Origin of the sequence: Flavobacterium xylosi, from assembly GCF_042787345.1 — a bacterium.
Taxonomy (GTDB): Bacteria; Bacteroidota; Bacteroidia; order Flavobacteriales; family Flavobacteriaceae; genus Flavobacterium; species Flavobacterium xylosi.
Window position 1 is genome coordinate 1 of the sequence record NZ_JBHZPZ010000024.1, and the last position, 18,640, is coordinate 18,640.

The window sequence follows — 18,640 nt, forward strand, 5'->3', positions numbered from 1 at the left end:
GAAAATTATAGAAATACAAGAGAAATTAAACAATAGACCAAGAAAAAGATTTAATTTTGAAACACCTAATTATATGTTTAATCAAAAAGTTGCATTTATAACTTGAATCCTGCTTTTTAAATCATGCGTTAAATACAGTATTTGACAAAGTATCTTGTTTTGCGAAAACAGTACAAGTTACATGCTATTTTTTAAATAAAGAAACAACTATAGCAATATTAAAGAACTATTTAACATTCTCAGAAAAATACCGTTCTTCAATTCTTTTAATATCTTTTATAGAATTTTTGGCCCAAGCCAATCTTTTTACTAAAATCTCTTCTTCGGATAAATGCCAGTCAATTTTTGAGTTTCTTAAACGGTTCGTCAAGTTTTGAATGATAATGGATGCCGAAACCGAAATATTCAAACTTTCAGTAAAACCTACCATCGGGATTTTTAAAAAACCATTGGCGCGTTGTAAAATTTCTTCTGACAATCCGTCTCTTTCTGTTCCAAAAAATAAAGCGCTGGGTTTTGTAATGTCAAAATCTTCCATCAAACAATCATTCTCATGTGGCGTAGTAGCTATGATTTGGTAGCCTTTACTTTTTAACGTATCAACACAATTCGTAATACTGTCAAATGTATTGATGTCGACCCATTTTTGGGCGCCCATGGCAATTTCCTTGTCGATACTTTTTCCGTAACGCTGTTCAATCACATTTAATTCCTGAATTCCAAAAACCTCGCAACTTCGCATAACCGCACTCGTATTGTGCATCTGGAAAATGTCTTCAACAGCAATGGTAAAATGGTTGGTTCTGTTTTCCAGAACTTTGAGGAATTTCTCTTTTCGGTTATCAGTAAGGATATTTTCAAGAAAATTAAGGTAATCAATGTCAATCATTGTGGGTTATTTTTTTTGCAAAAATAGTAAAAAAGACTAGCTTTATACCTTTAAAAGTGGATTGTGATGACAGCTTTAAGGGTTGTTCAATTGAAACCAAATTATGAATGTTCACGGAATTCGCGTGAGGGATATAGGCGGTATCCTTTTTGGCTTTTTAGCCAAAAAGATAAAGCCGAAAGCCCGACCCTTGTGGTCACGCCCAAATTGATATAAAATGAAAAAGAAATTAGTGGTTTTGACCGGAGCAGGAATCAGTGCCGAAAGCGGTATCAAAACTTTTCGCGACAGTGACGGACTCTGGGAAGGACATAATGTCAATGATGTCGCAACTCCGGAAGGCTGGCATAAAAATCCCGCTTTGGTTCTAGATTTTTATAACAAGAGAAGACAGCAACTCAAAGAAGTACAACCTAATTTGGGACATCAGATTCTGGCTGAATTAGAGAATGAATTTGATGTGTATATCATTACTCAAAATGTAGATGATTTACACGAACGCGCAGGAAGTTCGAATGTATTGCATTTGCATGGCGAATTATTAAAAGTAAGAAGTTCCAAAAACCCTAATTATATTCTGGATTGGCGGGAGGATTTAAATTTTGGCGATTTAGACAATAACAAAAACCAATTGCGTCCTCATATCGTTTGGTTTGGTGAGGAAGTCCCTGCACTTGACCAAGCACTAAAAATTACTCAAAGCGCAGATTATTTTGCTGTCATTGGGACTTCATTGCAAGTATACCCTGCGGCTGGACTAATCGATTTCACACCCAGAGAAACGCCTATTTTTTATATCGATCCAAAACCCATACAAATACCAAATCTTAGAAATCGATTGGAGGTGATTCCGGAAGTCGCTTCTGAAGGAATGAAAATATTAAAAAAGAAGCTTATCGCATTTATTTAAAAAGTAATCCTTTTCTATTTTGTTTCTAAAGGTTTATATTTGTGCTTTTCGAACAAACAACAAAACAATGACTACTTTAAACGAATTGAATGCTATATCTCCAATCGACGGAAGATATAGAAACAAGACTATTTCACTGGCTCCTTTCTTCTCGGAAGAAGCTTTAATCAAATACCGCGTATTGGTTGAAATTGAATATTTCATTGCTTTGTGCGAAGTTCCTTTGCCACAACTTGCAACCGTAAAACCAGATTTATTCGAAAGCTTACGCAACATATATAAAAACTTCTCTACTGAAGATGCACTTTGGATTAAAGAAACAGAGAAAGTAACCAACCACGATGTAAAAGCGGTGGAATACTTTATCAAAGATGCTTTTGAAAAATTAGGATTATCCGAATATAAAGAGTTTATCCACTTTGGATTGACTTCTCAGGACATTAATAACACGGCGATTCCGCTTTCTACAAAAGAAGCTTTCGAGAAAGTGTATATGCCTTCATTGATTACTTTGACTTCAAAATTGAAAGATTTAAGTATTGAATGGAAGGATATTCCCATGCTTGCCCGTACACACGGACAACCGGCTTCACCAACTCGTTTGGGTAAAGAAATTGGGGTTTTTGTAGAGCGTTTAGAAGAGCAAATGCGTTTGTTGTTTAATATTCCTTTCGCAGCCAAATTTGGCGGAGCAACCGGAAATTACAATGCACATCACGTGGCATATCCTCAAATTGACTGGAGAAAATTTGGAGGAAAATTCGTAGAGGAAAACTTAGGTTTACACCACTCCTTCCCTACTACACAAATTGAACATTACGATCATTTCGCCGCATTTTTTGATGCGTTGAAAAGAATAAATACGATCATAATTGATTTAGACCGAGACATTTGGACGTACGTTTCAATGGAATATTTTAAACAAAAAATCAAAGCGGGAGAAATAGGTTCATCGGCGATGCCCCATAAAGTAAACCCAATTGATTTTGAAAATTCAGAAGGGAATTTAGGAATTGCCAATGCGATTTTCGAACATTTATCCGCTAAATTACCCTTGTCAAGATTGCAACGTGATTTGACAGACAGTACGGTTTTAAGAAATATTGGTGTACCAATTGGACATACTTTAATCGCTTTTGAAGCAACTTTGAAAGGATTGAACAAGTTATTATTGAACGAACCTAAATTCCACGAAGACTTAGAAAAAAACTGGGCTGTTGTTGCCGAAGCGATTCAAACTATTTTGCGTCGTGAAGGATATCCTAATCCTTACGAAGCTCTAAAAGGATTGACTAGAACCAATGAAGCGATTGATAAAAAAGCAATTCATGGTTTTATCGCTACCTTAGACGTTTCGGATGCAATTAAAGCAGAATTAATGCAAATCACTCCAAGCAATTTCTTAGGGATTTAAAACCAAAACACATACAAAGTACAAAGCAATATGAACAAAACCATTTTAAAATTCATATTCCTTTGTACTTTTTGTTTATTTTCCTGTGAGAATAAAAACACTTCTCAAAAAACCAATCTTAAAGAGCCTACTGCTGGCGTTGTAATCTCATTTGATGATACAAGTATTAATGAATGGTTCAACGCGGATAAAATATTGCGTAAATACTCCTGGAAAGCTACTTTTTGTGTTTCTAAAATTAATACTTTAAATCGTTCTGAAATAAAGGAACTGTTGCAATTACAGAAGAAGGGGCATGAAATTGCGGACCATGGTTTCCATCATTTTAACGCTCCTAAATTTGTTTCCAAAAATGGAGTTGACGCCTATATCAAACAGGAAATAAATCCGATGCTTGCTTTAATGCATTTTTATAATTTTAAAATAACGTCATTTGCCTATCCTTTTGGTTTTAGAAATGCCAACATTGACAAAGCACCTTTAAAAAAGTTTAAAATTATCAGAGGAACAACCTATGGCTCGGAAGATCCATTTTTCCAAAATTGCTATTTCAATAACTCTAAATTAGTTCTTGCAACAGGCATTGATACGGATCATCCCAATTTCAGCATTCCCTATCTTATACAATTATTGGATTATGCCAAACGAAGGCATAAAATCCTGGTATTGTTTTGTCATAAACCCGTTCTGAAAGTAACAGCCAATTATTAAACTAAAATAGAAACCTTAAAACTGATTTGTAATTATGTAAACAACATAACATGAACTTTTACACTTTATCTGAATTGAACAATTAAAAATAAAATACTTTTCATTACAACAATGAAAAGTGTTAATTTTATAAAACACAAATGTTTCTGGCAGTATAGCCCAGACAAAAGTGAAAAGCCTTGATGGAAAAAATTATTTTTTCTTGCACTGGCAGAGCGACCAAAGGAAGCTCCTGCAAGTGGAATAGAAAAAACGATTTATGACTAAAAGCTTGAAACGGATGGCTGGAATAGCTCCCAAATAAAAATAAAAACTATGGATACTGCAGCAATAGTAACGGAAACGACACATCACTTACAACCACTGATAAGCGATTTGGGACTAATACTTATGACCGCTGGGATTGCCGTTTTATTATTTAAAAAATTGAAGCAACCGCTGGTTTTGGGTTATTTGATAGCAGGATTTTTGGCAGGAAATCATTTTGATTTTTTCCCATCGGTGACTGATATTAAAAGTGTGGAGGTTTGGGGAGAGATTGGCGTAATCTTTTTATTGTTTAGTCTTGGTCTTGAATTCAGTTTTAAGAAATTGATGAAAGTGGGCGGCACAGCTTCAATCACGGCGATTACACAAATTGTGACGATGGTTGTAGTTGGATATTTTGTTGGCCAGTGGATGGATTGGTCCAAAATGGACAGCATTTTTTTAGGGGTAATCCTTTCGATTTCATCGACTACTATTATTCTCAAAACGTTTGAGGAATTAGGCGTTAAGACTCAAAATTTTGCCGGTATTGTTATTGGTTCCCTTATTGTTCAGGATATTGTTGCCATATTAATGATGGTATTATTATCGACTATTGCCGTTAGCAATCAATTTTCGGGTGGAGAATTATTACAATCCGTCTTAAAGCTGGTATTTTTCTTAACGATTTGGTTTGTTGGAGGTATCTTTTTTATTCCAACCTTACTCAAAAGAGCGAAGCATTTATTATCCGATGAAATGTTGCTTATTATTTCGCTTGCCTTATGTTTGATGATGGTTATTCTGGCTGCCGATGTTGGTTTTTCACCTGCCCTTGGTGCTTTTATTATGGGTTCTATCATTGCCGAGACTACGCAGGCAGAACACATCGAGCATTTAGTAAAACCGGTTAAAGATTTATTTGGAGCCGTTTTCTTTGTATCTGTCGGAATGTTAATCAATCCTCAAACCTTATATGAACATGCGATTCCTGTCCTGATTCTGTCCTTAATAACCATTTTTGGACAATCGATAAGCTCGACTGTTGGTGCATTACTTTCGGGACAACCCTTAAAACAATCCGTGCAAACGGGAATGAGTTTGTCACAAATTGGGGAATTTTCCTTCATTATTGCAACATTGGGAATGACACTTAATGTGACCAGTTCTTTTTTGTATCCGATAGTCGTAGCGGTTTCGGCGGTGACGACATTCACGACGCCGTTTATGATAAAATTGTCCACGCCTTTTTCAGAATATTTATCCAAAAAATTACCTAGAAAATGGACTAAACGAATTGAACGTTACAGTGCAAATACCCAATCCATTAAATCTGTTAGCAATTGGCAGATTGTAATTAATGCCTATCTAGTTCAAGTCATTGTTCACTCGGTAATCATATTTGCGGCCATTTTACTCTCCTCTAAATATCTTTTGCCTTTGGTTACTGATTTTCAATTTGGTAATGCTATAGGTGCCTTAATTACTTTGGTGGTACTTTCCCCTTTTTTATGGGCGCTTTCATTACGCCGTGTTGCAGTAAATGAAGTCGCTATTTTGCTGGAAGAAAGAAAATACCGAGGGCCAATTCTGATGATGCTTCTCTTGAGAGTAATTCTCACCACATTTTTTATTGGATTTTTATTAAATATTTTCTTCTCTCCAATTGTTGCTTTTATTGCACTGATTGTAGCTTTGGTCGTTTATTTTGTTTTCCAAAAAAGATTAAATGCACAGTACCATCGCATCGAAAATCATTTCTTAAAAAACCTAAATGCCAGAGAAATCACAAAAGCCAAAAGAAGCCGAAGCGATTTATCTCCTTGGGATGGACACATGACTTTTTTCGATATTGCCACTGAGTCCAATATTGCAGGGAAAACATTGGAAGAATTAAAAATTAGGGAACAAATAGGAATAAATATTGCGTTTATCAAGCGAGGCGATATTATGATCAATATTCCCAATAAAAATGAACGATTATTTCCAGGTGATGAAATTTGTGTGATCGGTACCGATGCACAAGTAAAAGAATTCAAATCGTATTTAGACCAACATGAAATTGATGTTCCTGATACCCTTACCGAAGCCGAAATTGTATTGCAACAAATAGAATTGAAAAACGAATCCTACATCGGAAAAAGTATTCGGGATTCCAGATTGCGGGAGAAAACTAGTGGTTTGGTTGTAGGTATTGAAAAAAAGGGAAAAAGAATCTTAAATCCCGAATCAGATGTTTTGTTAGAGAAGGATGATATTCTTTGGATTGTTGGAAATAAAAAATTATTAGCTGATTTGGTTCATAATTAGAAATCCTCTCCCCTCCCGAAGCTTTGGGACTCTCCAAAGGAGGAGACAAAATCACCAACTAACTTCGTTCATAATTAGACATAAAAAAAGTGCAAGATTCATTTCTTGCACTTTTTTACTTTTATATTTTCGTCTTTTTCAGACTATTTTATCTAGAGTAATTCGGAGCTTCTTTGGTAATCGTTACATTATGAGGATGGCTTTCGTTGATACCACTTGCTGTGATACGAACAAAACGGCCTGTTTCCTGTAAAGTTGGAATATCTTTTGAACCACAATATCCCATTCCGGCACGAAGACCGCCAATGAATTGTTGCATGCTTTCATTCAATTCTCCTTTGTATGGTACACGACCTACAATTCCTTCCGGAACCAATTTTTTAACGTCATCTTCCACATCTTGGAAATAACGATCTTTTGATCCTTCCTGCATCGCTTCAACAGAACCCATACCGCGGTATGATTTGAATTTTCTTCCTTCAAAAATAATAGTTTCTCCCGGAGATTCCATAGTTCCCGCTAGTAACGAACCTAACATCACACAGTCAGCACCAGCAGCAATAGCCTTAGGGATATCACCTGTATAACGAATTCCTCCATCAGCAATTACAGGAACTCCTGAACCTTTTATAGCAGCAGCAACTTCAAGAACGGCTGAAAACTGAGGAAAACCAACACCTGCAACGATACGAGTTGTACAAATAGAACCTGGTCCAATTCCTACTTTCACACCATCAGCGCCATTTTCTACAAGGTATTTCGCTGCTTCAGCAGTAGCAATATTCCCAACAATAACGTCTAATTCTGGGAATTTAGCTTTCACTAATTTTAGCACATCTACAACACCTTTTGTATGTCCGTGTGCGGTATCGATTATAACCGCATCTACTCCAGCATTAACCAAAGCAGTAGCTCTTTCTACCGCATCTGCAGTAACTCCTAATGCAGCCGCTACACGCAAACGACCGTATTTATCTTTATTTGCATTTGGTTTTTGGGTCAATTTAGTAATATCTCTAAACGTAATTAAACCCACTAGTTTATAAGAGGCATCTACTACCGGAAGTTTTTCGATTTTATATCCTTGCAAAACAACTTCCGCTTGTTCAAGTGAAGTTCCTTCGGCAACCGTTACCAAGTTTTCACTTGTCATTACCTCAACAATAGGTCTTGCATTATTTTTTTCAAAACGTAAATCACGATTAGTAACAATTCCTTTAAGTATTTTGTTTTCATCCACAATGGGGATTCCGCCAATACCATATTCTTTCATTACGTTTTTAGCATCGGCAACAGTAGAAGTCAGCGGCAAGGTCACCGGATCGATAATCATACCCGATTCGGCTCGTTTTACTTTTCTCACCTTAGCGGCTTGTTGCTCGATAGTCATATTTTTGTGCAAGACACCAATACCTCCTTCTTGAGCCATAGCAATTGCCATAGCGCTTTCGGTAACAGTATCCATAGCTGCGGACACTATTGGAACATTAAGTGTTATGTTTCTTGAAAATTTTGATTTGATACTCACTTCGCGAGGAAGAACCTCTGAGTAATTAGGAACTAATAGTACATCATCGTAAGTTAATCCTTCACCGATAATCTTAGAATTGTGTGCGATCATTGCAATTGTAGTTGTAGTTAAATTGCGTGCAAATATAGACAATCTTAAGCAAAAAAACGACTACTTTTTATAATAATTGATTAAATTGCATTATGTAGGGTATTGTAGGCTACTATTAACTTTCATTGTTTGTAATCTATAAAATTTGATTAATTCCTTTTCAATGACAGAATCTAAACAACATCTCAAAGGGCTTTCAGACGATCAAGTAAAGGAATCAAGGGCTAAAAATGGCTCGAATTCTTTAGATCATCAAGATAAAAACAACTTTCTGACTTCCTTAATAGAAATGGTTAAGGAACCAATGTTTTTATTACTGATGACCGCAACAGCAATTTATTTCATTACTGGGGATTATGGAAATGGAATTTTTATGGCAGTAGCAATACTATTGGTTTCTGCGATTTCACTTTATCAGGAATCAAAAAGCAGAAATGCCATTGAATCACTAAAAAAACTATCCCAACCAAAAAGTAAAGTCATTCGAAATGATGAGATTGTAGAAATCCTCAGTGAAGAAATTGTGTTGGGTGATTTCATTCAAATAGAAGAAGGTACATTCATACCTGCTGATGCCACAATTATTCAATCCAATGATTTTTCGGCCAATGAATCGATACTTACAGGCGAATCGCTTGCTGTTTTTAAAAATGAACAATCGGAAAACAATCAGGTATTTCGCGGAACCATTGTAGCCAGCGGATTGGCCATTTGTGAAGTTAATGCTATTGGTGGCGAAACAAAAATTGGCAAAATTGGTAAAAGCATTGAAACAATCATTGAAGAAAAAACACCTTTACAATTACAAATTGGCAATTTTGTAAAGAAAATGTCTCTTGTAGGACTAGTGATTTTTGGAATTGTTTGGGGTATTAATTATTACAATTCGAAAAATATTTTAGACAGTCTTCTAAAAGCATTAACACTGGCAATGAGCATTATTCCAGAGGAAATTCCGGTTGCTTTTACCACTTTCATGGCATTAGGCGCCTGGCGTTTAATGAAAATGGGAATTATTGTAAAACAAACTAAAACGGTAGAAACTCTAGGGAGTGCAACCGTAATCTGTACGGATAAAACAGGAACTATTACTCAAAATAAAATGAGTCTGGCGCAATGGTATATTTTTTCATCAAATGAAATAAAAGACATTAAAAACGAGAATGAAAGTCCTAATTTAAATAAAGAAGAACAAGAATTACTGAGCATTTCAATGTGGGCCAGTGAACCTATCCCGTTTGACGGAATGGAAATTGCACTACATGAAGCCTATTCAAAATTAGAAATCACTGATGAAAGAACTAATTTCCAATTAATACACGAATATCCTTTGGACGGAAAACCTCCAATGATGACCCATGTTTTTGAAAACCAAGAAGGAACAAGAATCATTGCTGCCAAAGGTGCTCCGGAAGCTTTGATTGCGAGTTCTAATTTATCAGAGAAGGAAGCAGACCAAATTTTGGCAGCTGTGGAATCCATGGCAAATAAGAGCTTTCGTGTTTTAGGAGTTGGCGTAACGGAATTTTCGGGGAATAATTTTCCAAAAAAACAGCAGGACTTTGCCTTTCATTTTAAGGGATTAGTTGCTTTTTACGATCCACCAAAAGAGAATATTAAAGCGGTTTTCGAAACGTTTTATAACGCAGGAATTCTAGTAAAAATAGTAACCGGAGATAATGCTGTCACAACATCTACCATAGCAAAGCAAGTTGGCTTCAGAAACCCCGAAAAAACCTTAAACGGAGATGAATTAATGGCAATGGATGATGCAACTTTGAAAGAAAAAGTAATGGAAACAACCATCTTTACAAGAATGTTTCCTGAGGCCAAACTTAAAATCATAAAAGCATTAAAAGATAATAATCAAATTGTGGCCATGACTGGCGATGGCGTAAACGATGGCCCAGCACTAAAATCAGCGCATATCGGAATTGCTATGGGTAAAAAAGGAACGGAAATTGCCAAAGAAGCCGCAAATTTAATCCTAATTGATGATGATTTTTCTAAAATGACGGATTCGATCGCTATGGGCAGAAAAATCTATATCAATCTAAAAAAAGCCATTCAATATATCATTTCCATACATATTCCCATTATCCTAATTGTCTTTATTCCTTTGGCCTTGGGCTGGGTTTATCCAAATATTTTATCGCCGGTTCACGTTATTTTTTTGGAGATAATAATGGGCCCTACCTGTTCCATTATTTATGAAAATGAACCTATGGAACGAAATCTGATGCTGCTAAAACCAAGGCCTTTTACGAACACTTTTTTTAATCTGAAAGAGATTACCATTAGCATCATTCAGGGACTCATGATTACTATTGGACTCTTATTTGTTTATCAATATTGTGTGGCTACTAATTGTATCGAAAGTGTAACAAGAACAACTGTTTTTCTAACATTGATATCGTCTAACATCTTTCTCACGCTTGCTAACCGTTCTTTTTATTATTCCATATTTACCACTTTACGCTATAAAAATAATTTAGTATTGATGATTATTTCCTTAACAATTATAATCACCACTTTACTATTATTTGTACCTGCATTTTCACATTTCTTCCAATTTGAAACGGTTTCAGGAAGCCAAATAGGTTTGAGTATTTTAGTTGGATTAGTTTCGGTACTTTGGATAGAAATATACAAATGGTTCAAACGCAGAAAACACTAATAAATCAAGCTAATTTGATTCTTATTTATCCTTAAAAATAATATTTAGACCCAATTGAAAAGATAAACTGTTGGCTTTTGAAATGTCCCTATATTCTAAAAGATTATCTGCAAGAACATAAAAATTTACGGGTCCAAAATTACTTGACAATCCCAATCCTATGTTTTTATAGGAATAAGAATCTATTGTATACGTGGCCTTCATTTGTAATGCATTGAAAATTTTTCTTTTGTAATACGTTGTGAAAGCGATCAAAGGAGTCCTCGGTGTTGTCATGACAAACAACTGCGCACCAACGGCACTTTTATAGATAGTTTCCTGATTATAGTTGGCACAATCACAATCCGTAGTGCGTTCTTCTTCAAAGGAATATTGAATAGAGGAGTTGAACTTTGCAGGTCGCCATGTTGTATATTTATTATGTAAAGTGTCCAACGGAACAGCATTCTTAAATTCCTGATATACATTTCCTGCCGAATTAGTTCCAGTAAATTTAGGATTTATTCCATCGTACTTATAATATCCTTTATACGTCAGATTCTCCACCTCTTTAGTGTGTTTAATGAAACCAACATCAATAATACTTGCCGTAAATTGAATATTTTTTTCAGGATAATACGTAAGCCCGGCGTCAAAACCTAAGCCCAAATTACCTCCAAAAAGAGCTTTACTTTTAATATCTTTTGCCACATCTCCATTGTAATCCTCATCATCATACTTAGCAATACCAGACGTATTAAGTTGCAAATTAGAGTAAATAACCTGCTCATACATATTGACATTCGAAGGTATTGTATAAATAAACCCCGAGTTTTTTGTTGAAGAGGCATTAAAAATACTCGAATAAATTTTCCCTCTAAATCCTAATGAAAGTCTGTCATTTATATTTTTGTGATAACCAATATGCAGCACCGTCAGCATTTCGGCTTTTAAATTCAAATCACCCAAGTCAAATACTTTTCCCAGATATCCATTATTTCCGTCCAAAGCCAGGATAAGTAAATCTTTAGGCATATAGCTTAGGAAATCAAATTCCTGATACATTCCAAAAGAAATATAGGAATTGTATTGATCCTGTGCTCCTTTAATTCTGAAACCTCCGCTGAATAACTCTATTTGTTCGTTTATTGCTGCTTTATCTTTTCTTGTGGTAGAAAACACTACATCACGCAATTTTACATTAAAATCTACTCCATTGTCTGCAAATAAATCATACGCCGAGAAACCGCTAGAACCCACATTAGCCGAAACACCTGATAATAATGGAATCCCAAAATAGAATTTATAGGTAACATCAGCACCTGGATTAGTCATCAAAGACTGCGGCACTGAAGTGAAATTATATAAAAGTTGTTTGTTTTGGGAAATACTTTTAACCGATAGAAATAGAACAAAAAGCAATATTAATTTTCTCATTGCACTATTAAATAAGCGGTGACACCTGAACGTAATTTAATACTTCCTACACTATTTTCGTTTAATAACGAACCAGAAAGCATTTTGATAAAAAAAGTCATTTTAGTGGTACTCTTCAATAGATCAAGATTAGCATTTTCAAATATTTCCTTTTTTGTTACAAGATTCGCAGCGCCAGTATATGCAGGAACATTAAAGTTTATAGTGTAAAGTGGCTGATTGTTCTTGTCTCGCAATATAATATCTAAAGTATACGCTCTATTAATTGTGTTGTCTATTTCAAAAGACAAATCAGCTCTTGTTAAATGATTTTTTAAAAAAGCGTCATTAAAGACATCAACTGTAGGGGAATCGACTATTATACTCCGCTCCACGCCATTGGTTACAAATTCATGTGCAGGAATATCAAAATAGGCCAAATTTGAAATGAAAACAGGTTCTATTTTCAAATCATTAGCCTGATTAAAATCTAAGTCGCTTGAACAGGAAAAAGAAAACAAGGATATAATAAGTAGCAATAAAATTCTATTGAACGACACTCGTTTCATTATTTAAATTTATTAAAATCAATCTTCAAATATAATAATACGAACGTATCAATTGATAACTTATTATTTTACTAACCAAATGTTAATATTTAACGTAATTAAGCTTACTCACTAATGAAATTCCCTAAATAACTTAGAAGCTTCATTATAAGCACTTTCGAAACTCATTGGACTTAAATTAGTATTTTCTTTTTTTGAAGTGAAATAGGACAATAATTTCTCCGTTGGCATATTACCTGTCAAATCATCGGTCGCCATTGGGCATCCGCCAAAACCTTGAATGGCACCGTCATAACGACGACAACCCGCTTTGTAAGCAGCATCAATTTTCTCAAACCATTTATCAGCTGTGGTATGAAGATGGGCTCCAAACTCTATTTCAGGATATTTTGGAATTAAATTCGAAAATAAATACCCAATTACATCCGGCGTTGAACTTCCCACCGTATCCGAAAGCGATAAAATTTTAACACCCATATCAGATAATTTTTGCGTCCACTCCCCTACAATTTCCGTGTTCCATGGATCACCGTATGGATTCCCGAATCCCATAGAAAGATAGGCCACAACTTCTTTATTGCTTTTATAGGCTATTTCCAGAATCTCCTGCAAAGTGATTAATGATTCGGCTATAGTTTTATGGGTATTCCGCATTTGGAAATTCTCTGAAATCGAAAAAGGAAAACCTAAATATTGTATTTCAGGATGAACAGCAGCTAATGTTGCGCCTTGAGTATTCGCAATAATTGCCAATAATTTACTTCGGGTTTGAGATAAATCAAGTTGTGCCAGAACTTCGGCGGTATCCCGCATTTGCGGAATCGCTTTTGGTGACACAAAACTACCAAAATCTATAGAATCAAATCCCACACGCAATAAAGATTGGATGTAGGTCACTTTTCTCTCAGTAGGTATAAATGGCTTTATGCCTTGCATGGCATCGCGTGGACATTCTATAATTTTTATTGGCTCCATAGAAGCCCAAAGATAGAAAAACAATTATGAATTTTAAATCTTGAATTTCTAAATTTCTAAAAATTGGTTTTATTACTTATTTTGGTAATAAAATAAAATATTACATTATTTGGTAATATAATAGTTGAGTGCTAACAGCCCTTTTAGTAACGTGGGGGTTGTAATCGTTTTAAAATCTCTTTGTTTATGGCTGTGACCAAAGCTGGACCTTCGTAAATAAAACCAGTATACAATTGCACTAAACACGCTCCGGCTTCCAGTTTTTCAATGGCATCCTCCGCCGAATGGATTCCCCCCACTCCAATGATAGGAAAGGCTTTCTTACTATTTTTAGATAAAAAACGGATAACTTCAGTGGAACGTTTTGCTAATGGTTTTCCCGACAAACCACCCATTTCTGATTTATTTTCGGATTGCAATCCTTCGCGAGATATAGTTGTATTCGTTGCAATAACTCCGGCAATCTTAGTTTCTTTAATAATATCTATAATATCCAGCAATTGCTCATCCGTCAAGTCAGGAGCGATTTTCAGCAGAATTGGTTTTTGTTTTGGCTTAGCCAAATTCTTATTTTGCAGTGTTTGCAACAATTGAGTCAATGGCTCTTTATCTTGTAGGGCACGAAGATTTGGTGTGTTTGGCGAACTCACATTGACTACAAAATAATCGACATACTCATATAATGCATCAAAACAAATTTCGTAATCTGAAGTTGCTTCTTCGTTAGGAGTCAGTTTGTTTTTACCAATATTTCCCCCAATTAAAACACCTGTGTTTTTTTTCAATCGCTCTACCGCTTCTTGAACTCCACCGTTATTGAACCCCATTCGGTTAATGATGGCGCTATCTTCCTTCAGACGGAACAATCTTTTTTTAGGATTTCCTTCTTGACCTATTGGCGTAAGCGTTCCTATTTCTATAAAACCAAAACCAAAGTTGGATAATTCTTTATACAACTTGGCATCTTTATCAAAACCTGCTGCCAATCCAACCGGATTTTTGAATTTCAATCCAAAGACTTCTGTTTCTAGTCTTGGATCATTGATATCATAAAGTGATTTAAAAAGCAATGAAAATCCGGGAATTTTAGATAAAAATCGAATCAATGAAAAAGTAAAATAATGAACTTTTTCCGGATCAAACCAAAAAAGTATAGGACGAATTATTAATTTATACATGTTTGTTGTGTTGGTGTTGCAAAAATAGAACTATCTGTTCGATAAATAAATATTTGTAAAATAATTTTAGCAAATCATTTTTGTTTTTGAAAACAAACTTTAAATATTCAACTTCAATCTGTAATTTATTTATGGGCTTTTTCCATTTTTTATAGAAACAATCTGAATAATTAATTATAAATGACTAATTTTAAGTACCATGCGTTATTAAAAACAAATTACTATTTCGAGTTTTACTATTTAACTTAAAAAAAAGGCAATGAAAAGAAATTTAAATTGTCGTAGATTATTGTCTGTTTGTATGACTGTTGTAGGATGTCTATTTATTGTAGCAAGTTGTAATTTTCCCAAAAAAGAGAATAAAGAAACCTTTGATATGGCTGCTGCCAAAAAAGTCATTGAAGAACAAAACTGTATTTTCACCGAGGCAATGAACAAAAGTGACTCCGTCTCAGCAGCCAATTGTTATACAACTGATGCAAAATTTATGCAACCCAATGCGAAAGCTACCACTGGCAGAAATAACATACTTCATGTTATGTCGGCTTTTATGAAATCAGGGATGCCAAAATTTAGTTTGAATACTATAGAAGTTTGGGGAAATAATGATCTGTTGGTTTCAGAAGACGAATGGACATTTACCGATAAAGATGGCAAAGAAGTAGACCGTGGAAAATCATTAGTCGTTTGGAAAATGGAAGACGGAAAATGGAAAATGTTCCGTGATTGCTATAATTCTGATATGCCACTGCCTAAGTAAAATCAATTTGTTTTTCTGTTTTAGAAACAAAAAAAACCGAAACTATAGAATATATGGTTTCGGTTTCTTATTTTCTGTGAATTAAAACAGAATACTTTTAAATGAAATTCAAACTCAAAAGATATTCAAGACTAATTTTATTTTTTCATGGCTTCATTAATAGCCGCTTTATCCAGATATTGGTTTACCTCATCAATTATATCATTTTCATCAAAATGAAAATCGGTGTGAATCCATTGCGTCATCGATTTCCCTCCTTTGTATTTTGCCGTAGTTTTATACCATCCCAATAACCAATTTCCCTTTCTTTTAACATTTTCCAGATCATTTACTTTTACTGGCAGCCAAATTTCATTTTCAAAAGTGATCGATTCAATAACATCAGTTCTCCTATTTCTCCAATATTTATTTATGGCCGGTTAACCGACCAAGCTATCTCCACTGTTCCAATAATATTTGGCATTATCGGCATAATTTAACATCCATGCATCCATATCCCCTTTGGATAAATACTCCAGTGATTTTTTTACCCATTTCGGTATATTTAGCAACTGCAAATTCAACAGGTTGAACTTTTGCATCAAGTGAAGTTACTGTGGGAGTTTCTTCCATCGTTTTATCTTTCTTGCAACCTACAAGAAAAGAAAAACATAAAGCAATTAGTACTAGTTTTTTCATAATCTAAAAATTGCAAAAAGATCTGGGAGAAACTATAACTAAATTTAACAAAAAAAAATAACATATGAATTAAGAATTTTTTAAAATTTACATTTCAAAATACTGAATAACAAAGTTATAACAAAAAAATACTGTCTAGAATTGAAAAAAAAAACGTTCACAAAAATTCTAATTATAATTCTATTCTTTCCAATCAATTGTAGTACAAAAAGAGATTAAATGCAAGATCAATGGCTACAGCAGCTCTTAAAGGATACCGAAAATGGGTTCTGAAAAAATGATTATATTTGCATAAAACAAATAAAAAATGCAACATATTATAGATCGATTCATCAGTTACGTAACTATTGATACAGAATCTGACGCGAGCTCGGAAACCACGCCAAGTACAGCTAAACAATGGGACCTAGCCAATAAACTAGTTGAGGAGTTAAAAGCTATTGGGATGCAAGACGTAACAATAGATAAAAAAGCATACATCATGGCTACACTGCCAAGTAATGTTCTTCATGAAGTACCAACTATTGGATTTATTTCACACTTTGACACTACACCAGATTTTACCGGCTTCAATGTAAAACCTCAAATTGTTCCTAATTATGATGGTAAAGACATTGTCTTAAATGCGGAACAAAATATCATATTATCACCTAACTATTTTAAAGATTTGTTATTGTACAAGGGGCAAACCTTGATTACAACAGACGGAACTACATTATTAGGAGCAGATGATAAAGCTGGAATTACGGAGATTATTACCGCAATGGAATTCCTTATCAAAAATCCAGAAATCAAACACGGAAAAATCAGAGTTGGTTTTACACCAGATGAAGAAATTGGTCGTGGAGCACATCATTTTGATGTAGAAAAATTTGGAGCGGAATGGGCGTATACTATGGACGGCAGTCAAATAGGTGAACTGGAATATGAGAATTTTAATGCCGCTGGTGCCAAAATTATTTTCAAAGGGAAAAGCGTTCATCCCGGTTACGCCAAAGGTAAAATGATCAATTCTATGCTTATTGCTAATGATTTCATCAGTGAATTACCTTCAGATGAAACACCGGAAACTACAAAAGGATACGAAGGCTTTTTTCATGTACATCACCTTACGGGAAGTATTGAAGAAACCGTTTTGGAACTGATTATAAGAGATCACAACAAGAAAAAATTCGAAAAACGCAAAGAATTAATCGAGAAAATCACTCGAAAAATAAACAAGAAATTTGCAAAACAATTTGGTGCTGATATTGTAACAGCCGAAATAAAAGATCAATATTACAATATGAAAGAAAAGGTAACACCTGTAAAACATATTGTGGATATTGCTGAAAAAGCCATGAGAGAAATAGGCATCAAACCACTAATTAAACCTATTCGTGGCGGAACGGACGGTTCTCAATTGTCATACAAAGGATTACCGTGTCCAAATATTTTTGCTGGCGGACATAATTTCCACGGAAAATACGAATATGTTCCTGTCGAAAGCATGCAAAAAGCAGTAGAAGTTATTGTCAAAATTGCTGAATTAACTGCAATAGGCGATTATGTTAAAACCGAAGAAACAGCTAAAAATAAAAAATAATTGGCATCATCAAAAACCGATACGCCTACTTGGGATAAAATCAATAGTTGGACAGAAGAATTAGAATATCTCAAATCAATTATTGCCAAGACTGAACTCATCGAAACTACCAAGTGGGGAGGTTGCGTTTATGTCTTAGATCATAGAAATGTGGTCGGAATTGGTGGATTTAAAAATTATTTTACGATTTGGTTTTTTAATGGCGTATTTCTCAAAGATGAAAAAAAAGTTTTAGTCAACGCACAAGAAGGCGTTACTAAATTATTACGACAATGGCGATTTACATCAAAAGACAACGTTGATGAAGCTTTAGTTTTGGATTATATTCAGGAAGCAATTGAAAATGAAAAGCAGGGAAAAATAATTAAAACCCCAAAAGTTGAAGTTACAATTGAAATGCCGGAAATTTTTCAAAAAGAATTAGATGTGGATCCGAATTTAGCAGAAGCTTTTCTAAAATTCTCGACATACAAACAAAAGGAGTTTTTAGAATATATAGTCGAAACAAAACGAGAAGAAACAAAACGTTCCCGAATAGAAAAAATAAAACCAATGATACTTGAAAGCATTGGTTTGAATGACAAATACAGATAAAATTAAATCCCAATTCTAGCATCAGAGTTGGGACTTTTTTTTTAAAATTACATAGATTAAATTACTGTATTTTCACAATAATTTCGTGCTAACTGCATTAAAATTCATTTCAACACATCCCCTGGAAA

At 34.5% G+C, this 18,640-nt stretch carries 16 protein-coding genes and 1 pseudogene; 9 read left to right on the forward strand and 8 right to left on the reverse strand.

What is annotated here, in order from left to right:
• A pseudogene (locus tag ACFX5E_RS16280) lies at positions 1–106 on the forward strand (IS30 family transposase); the annotation flags it as partial.
• Between the two features lie 120 nt (positions 107–226).
• Here ACFX5E_RS16280 and ACFX5E_RS15080 read toward each other — a convergent pair.
• On the reverse strand, positions 227–889 hold the full coding sequence (locus ACFX5E_RS15080) for a TrmH family RNA methyltransferase (protein ID WP_379855991.1): 663 nt from the start codon (positions 887–889) through the stop codon (positions 227–229).
• 217 nt (positions 890–1,106) lie between these two features.
• Here ACFX5E_RS15080 and ACFX5E_RS15085 point away from each other — a divergent pair, with 217 nt between their 5' ends.
• From ACFX5E_RS15085 to ACFX5E_RS15100, 4 genes are all read left to right on the forward strand, one after another.
• Positions 1,107–1,799: an SIR2 family NAD-dependent protein deacylase gene (locus ACFX5E_RS15085; protein ID WP_379855992.1), complete on the forward strand. Its 693-nt coding sequence runs from the start codon at positions 1,107–1,109 to the stop codon at positions 1,797–1,799.
• A 67-nt stretch (positions 1,800–1,866) separates the two neighbouring features.
• On the forward strand, positions 1,867–3,213 hold the full coding sequence (purB, locus tag ACFX5E_RS15090) for an adenylosuccinate lyase (RefSeq protein WP_379855993.1): 1,347 nt from the start codon (positions 1,867–1,869) through the stop codon (positions 3,211–3,213).
• Between the two features lie 30 nt (positions 3,214–3,243).
• Positions 3,244–3,924 (forward strand): polysaccharide deacetylase family protein, encoded by a 681-nt coding sequence (locus ACFX5E_RS15095; RefSeq protein ID WP_379855994.1) that lies wholly within the window; start codon positions 3,244–3,246, stop codon positions 3,922–3,924.
• A 315-nt stretch (positions 3,925–4,239) separates the two neighbouring features.
• Positions 4,240–6,480: a cation:proton antiporter domain-containing protein gene (locus ACFX5E_RS15100; RefSeq protein WP_379855995.1), complete on the forward strand. Its 2,241-nt coding sequence runs from the start codon at positions 4,240–4,242 to the stop codon at positions 6,478–6,480.
• A gap of 148 nt (positions 6,481–6,628) precedes the next feature.
• Here the strand turns inward: ACFX5E_RS15100 and guaB are convergent, their stop codons facing one another.
• Positions 6,629–8,101 (reverse strand): IMP dehydrogenase, encoded by a 1,473-nt coding sequence (gene guaB, locus ACFX5E_RS15105; RefSeq protein ID WP_379855996.1) that lies wholly within the window; start codon positions 8,099–8,101, stop codon positions 6,629–6,631.
• A gap of 163 nt (positions 8,102–8,264) precedes the next feature.
• On the opposite strand from guaB, the gene ACFX5E_RS15110 reads away from it, so the two are divergent.
• Positions 8,265–10,778 carry a cation-translocating P-type ATPase gene (locus tag ACFX5E_RS15110; protein WP_379855997.1) on the forward strand — a complete coding sequence of 838 codons (2,514 nt, stop codon included), beginning with the start codon at positions 8,265–8,267 and terminating at the stop codon, positions 10,776–10,778.
• Between the two features lie 21 nt (positions 10,779–10,799).
• Here ACFX5E_RS15110 and ACFX5E_RS15115 read toward each other — a convergent pair whose 3' ends face one another.
• From ACFX5E_RS15115 to ACFX5E_RS15130, 4 genes are all read right to left on the reverse strand, one after another.
• Positions 10,800–12,194 carry a DUF5723 family protein gene (locus tag ACFX5E_RS15115; RefSeq protein ID WP_379855998.1) on the reverse strand — a complete coding sequence of 465 codons (1,395 nt, stop codon included), beginning with the start codon at positions 12,192–12,194 and terminating at the stop codon, positions 10,800–10,802.
• Positions 12,191–12,742 carry a hypothetical protein gene (locus ACFX5E_RS15120; RefSeq protein ID WP_379855999.1) on the reverse strand — a complete coding sequence of 184 codons (552 nt, stop codon included), beginning with the start codon at positions 12,740–12,742 and terminating at the stop codon, positions 12,191–12,193. Before ACFX5E_RS15120 ends, ACFX5E_RS15115 begins: the two co-directional genes overlap by 4 nt.
• A 111-nt stretch (positions 12,743–12,853) precedes the next feature.
• The gene (locus tag ACFX5E_RS15125) at positions 12,854–13,717 is read right to left on the reverse strand and encodes a hydroxymethylglutaryl-CoA lyase (protein WP_379856000.1); all 864 of its coding nucleotides are present in this window, start codon (positions 13,715–13,717) and stop codon (positions 12,854–12,856) included.
• Between the two features lie 143 nt (positions 13,718–13,860).
• The gene (locus ACFX5E_RS15130; protein ID WP_379856001.1) at positions 13,861–14,895 is read right to left on the reverse strand and encodes a quinone-dependent dihydroorotate dehydrogenase; all 1,035 of its coding nucleotides are present in this window, start codon (positions 14,893–14,895) and stop codon (positions 13,861–13,863) included.
• A gap of 259 nt (positions 14,896–15,154) precedes the next feature.
• Here ACFX5E_RS15130 and ACFX5E_RS15135 point away from each other — a divergent pair, with 259 nt between their 5' ends.
• Positions 15,155–15,655, forward strand: coding sequence for a YybH family protein (locus ACFX5E_RS15135; protein WP_379856003.1), 501 nt, complete (start codon positions 15,155–15,157; stop codon positions 15,653–15,655).
• Between the two features lie 137 nt (positions 15,656–15,792).
• Here the strand turns inward: ACFX5E_RS15135 and ACFX5E_RS15140 are convergent, their stop codons facing one another.
• Complete coding sequence (locus ACFX5E_RS15140) at positions 15,793–15,945, reverse strand: hypothetical protein (RefSeq protein ID WP_379856004.1); 153 nt, start codon at positions 15,943–15,945, stop codon at positions 15,793–15,795.
• A gap of 172 nt (positions 15,946–16,117) precedes the next feature.
• Positions 16,118–16,333, reverse strand: a complete 216-nt coding sequence (locus ACFX5E_RS15145; RefSeq protein ID WP_379856005.1) for a hypothetical protein — start codon at positions 16,331–16,333, stop codon at positions 16,118–16,120.
• 307 nt (positions 16,334–16,640) lie between these two features.
• On the opposite strand from ACFX5E_RS15145, the gene pepT reads away from it, so the two are divergent.
• Positions 16,641–17,918, forward strand: coding sequence for a peptidase T (gene pepT, locus ACFX5E_RS15150; protein WP_379856006.1), 1,278 nt, complete (start codon positions 16,641–16,643; stop codon positions 17,916–17,918).
• Positions 17,919–18,512 (forward strand): YdeI/OmpD-associated family protein, encoded by a 594-nt coding sequence (locus ACFX5E_RS15155; RefSeq protein ID WP_379856007.1) that lies wholly within the window; start codon positions 17,919–17,921, stop codon positions 18,510–18,512. It begins immediately after the preceding gene.
• Positions 18,513–18,640: the final 128 nt, after the last annotated feature.

Excerpts from the sequence above, each read along its gene's own strand:
- ACFX5E_RS15080 (WP_379855991.1), bottom strand. The coding sequence starts at position 889 with ATGATTGACATTGATTACCTTAATTTTCTTGAAAATATCCTTACTGAT.
- ACFX5E_RS15085 (WP_379855992.1), top strand. The coding sequence starts at position 1,107 with ATGAAAAAGAAATTAGTGGTTTTGACCGGAGCAGGAATCAGTGCCGAA.
- purB (WP_379855993.1), top strand. The coding sequence starts at position 1,867 with ATGACTACTTTAAACGAATTGAATGCTATATCTCCAATCGACGGAAGA.
- ACFX5E_RS15095 (WP_379855994.1), top strand. The coding sequence starts at position 3,244 with ATGAACAAAACCATTTTAAAATTCATATTCCTTTGTACTTTTTGTTTA.
- ACFX5E_RS15100 (WP_379855995.1), top strand. The coding sequence starts at position 4,240 with ATGGATACTGCAGCAATAGTAACGGAAACGACACATCACTTACAACCA.
- guaB (WP_379855996.1), bottom strand. The coding sequence starts at position 8,101 with ATGATCGCACACAATTCTAAGATTATCGGTGAAGGATTAACTTACGAT.
- ACFX5E_RS15110 (WP_379855997.1), top strand. The coding sequence starts at position 8,265 with ATGACAGAATCTAAACAACATCTCAAAGGGCTTTCAGACGATCAAGTA.
- ACFX5E_RS15115 (WP_379855998.1), bottom strand. The coding sequence starts at position 12,194 with ATGAGAAAATTAATATTGCTTTTTGTTCTATTTCTATCGGTTAAAAGT.
- ACFX5E_RS15120 (WP_379855999.1), bottom strand. The coding sequence starts at position 12,742 with ATGAAACGAGTGTCGTTCAATAGAATTTTATTGCTACTTATTATATCC.
- ACFX5E_RS15125 (WP_379856000.1), bottom strand. The coding sequence starts at position 13,717 with ATGGAGCCAATAAAAATTATAGAATGTCCACGCGATGCCATGCAAGGC.
- ACFX5E_RS15130 (WP_379856001.1), bottom strand. The coding sequence starts at position 14,895 with ATGTATAAATTAATAATTCGTCCTATACTTTTTTGGTTTGATCCGGAA.
- ACFX5E_RS15135 (WP_379856003.1), top strand. The coding sequence starts at position 15,155 with ATGAAAAGAAATTTAAATTGTCGTAGATTATTGTCTGTTTGTATGACT.
- ACFX5E_RS15145 (WP_379856005.1), bottom strand. The coding sequence starts at position 16,333 with ATGAAAAAACTAGTACTAATTGCTTTATGTTTTTCTTTTCTTGTAGGT.
- pepT (WP_379856006.1), top strand. The coding sequence starts at position 16,641 with ATGCAACATATTATAGATCGATTCATCAGTTACGTAACTATTGATACA.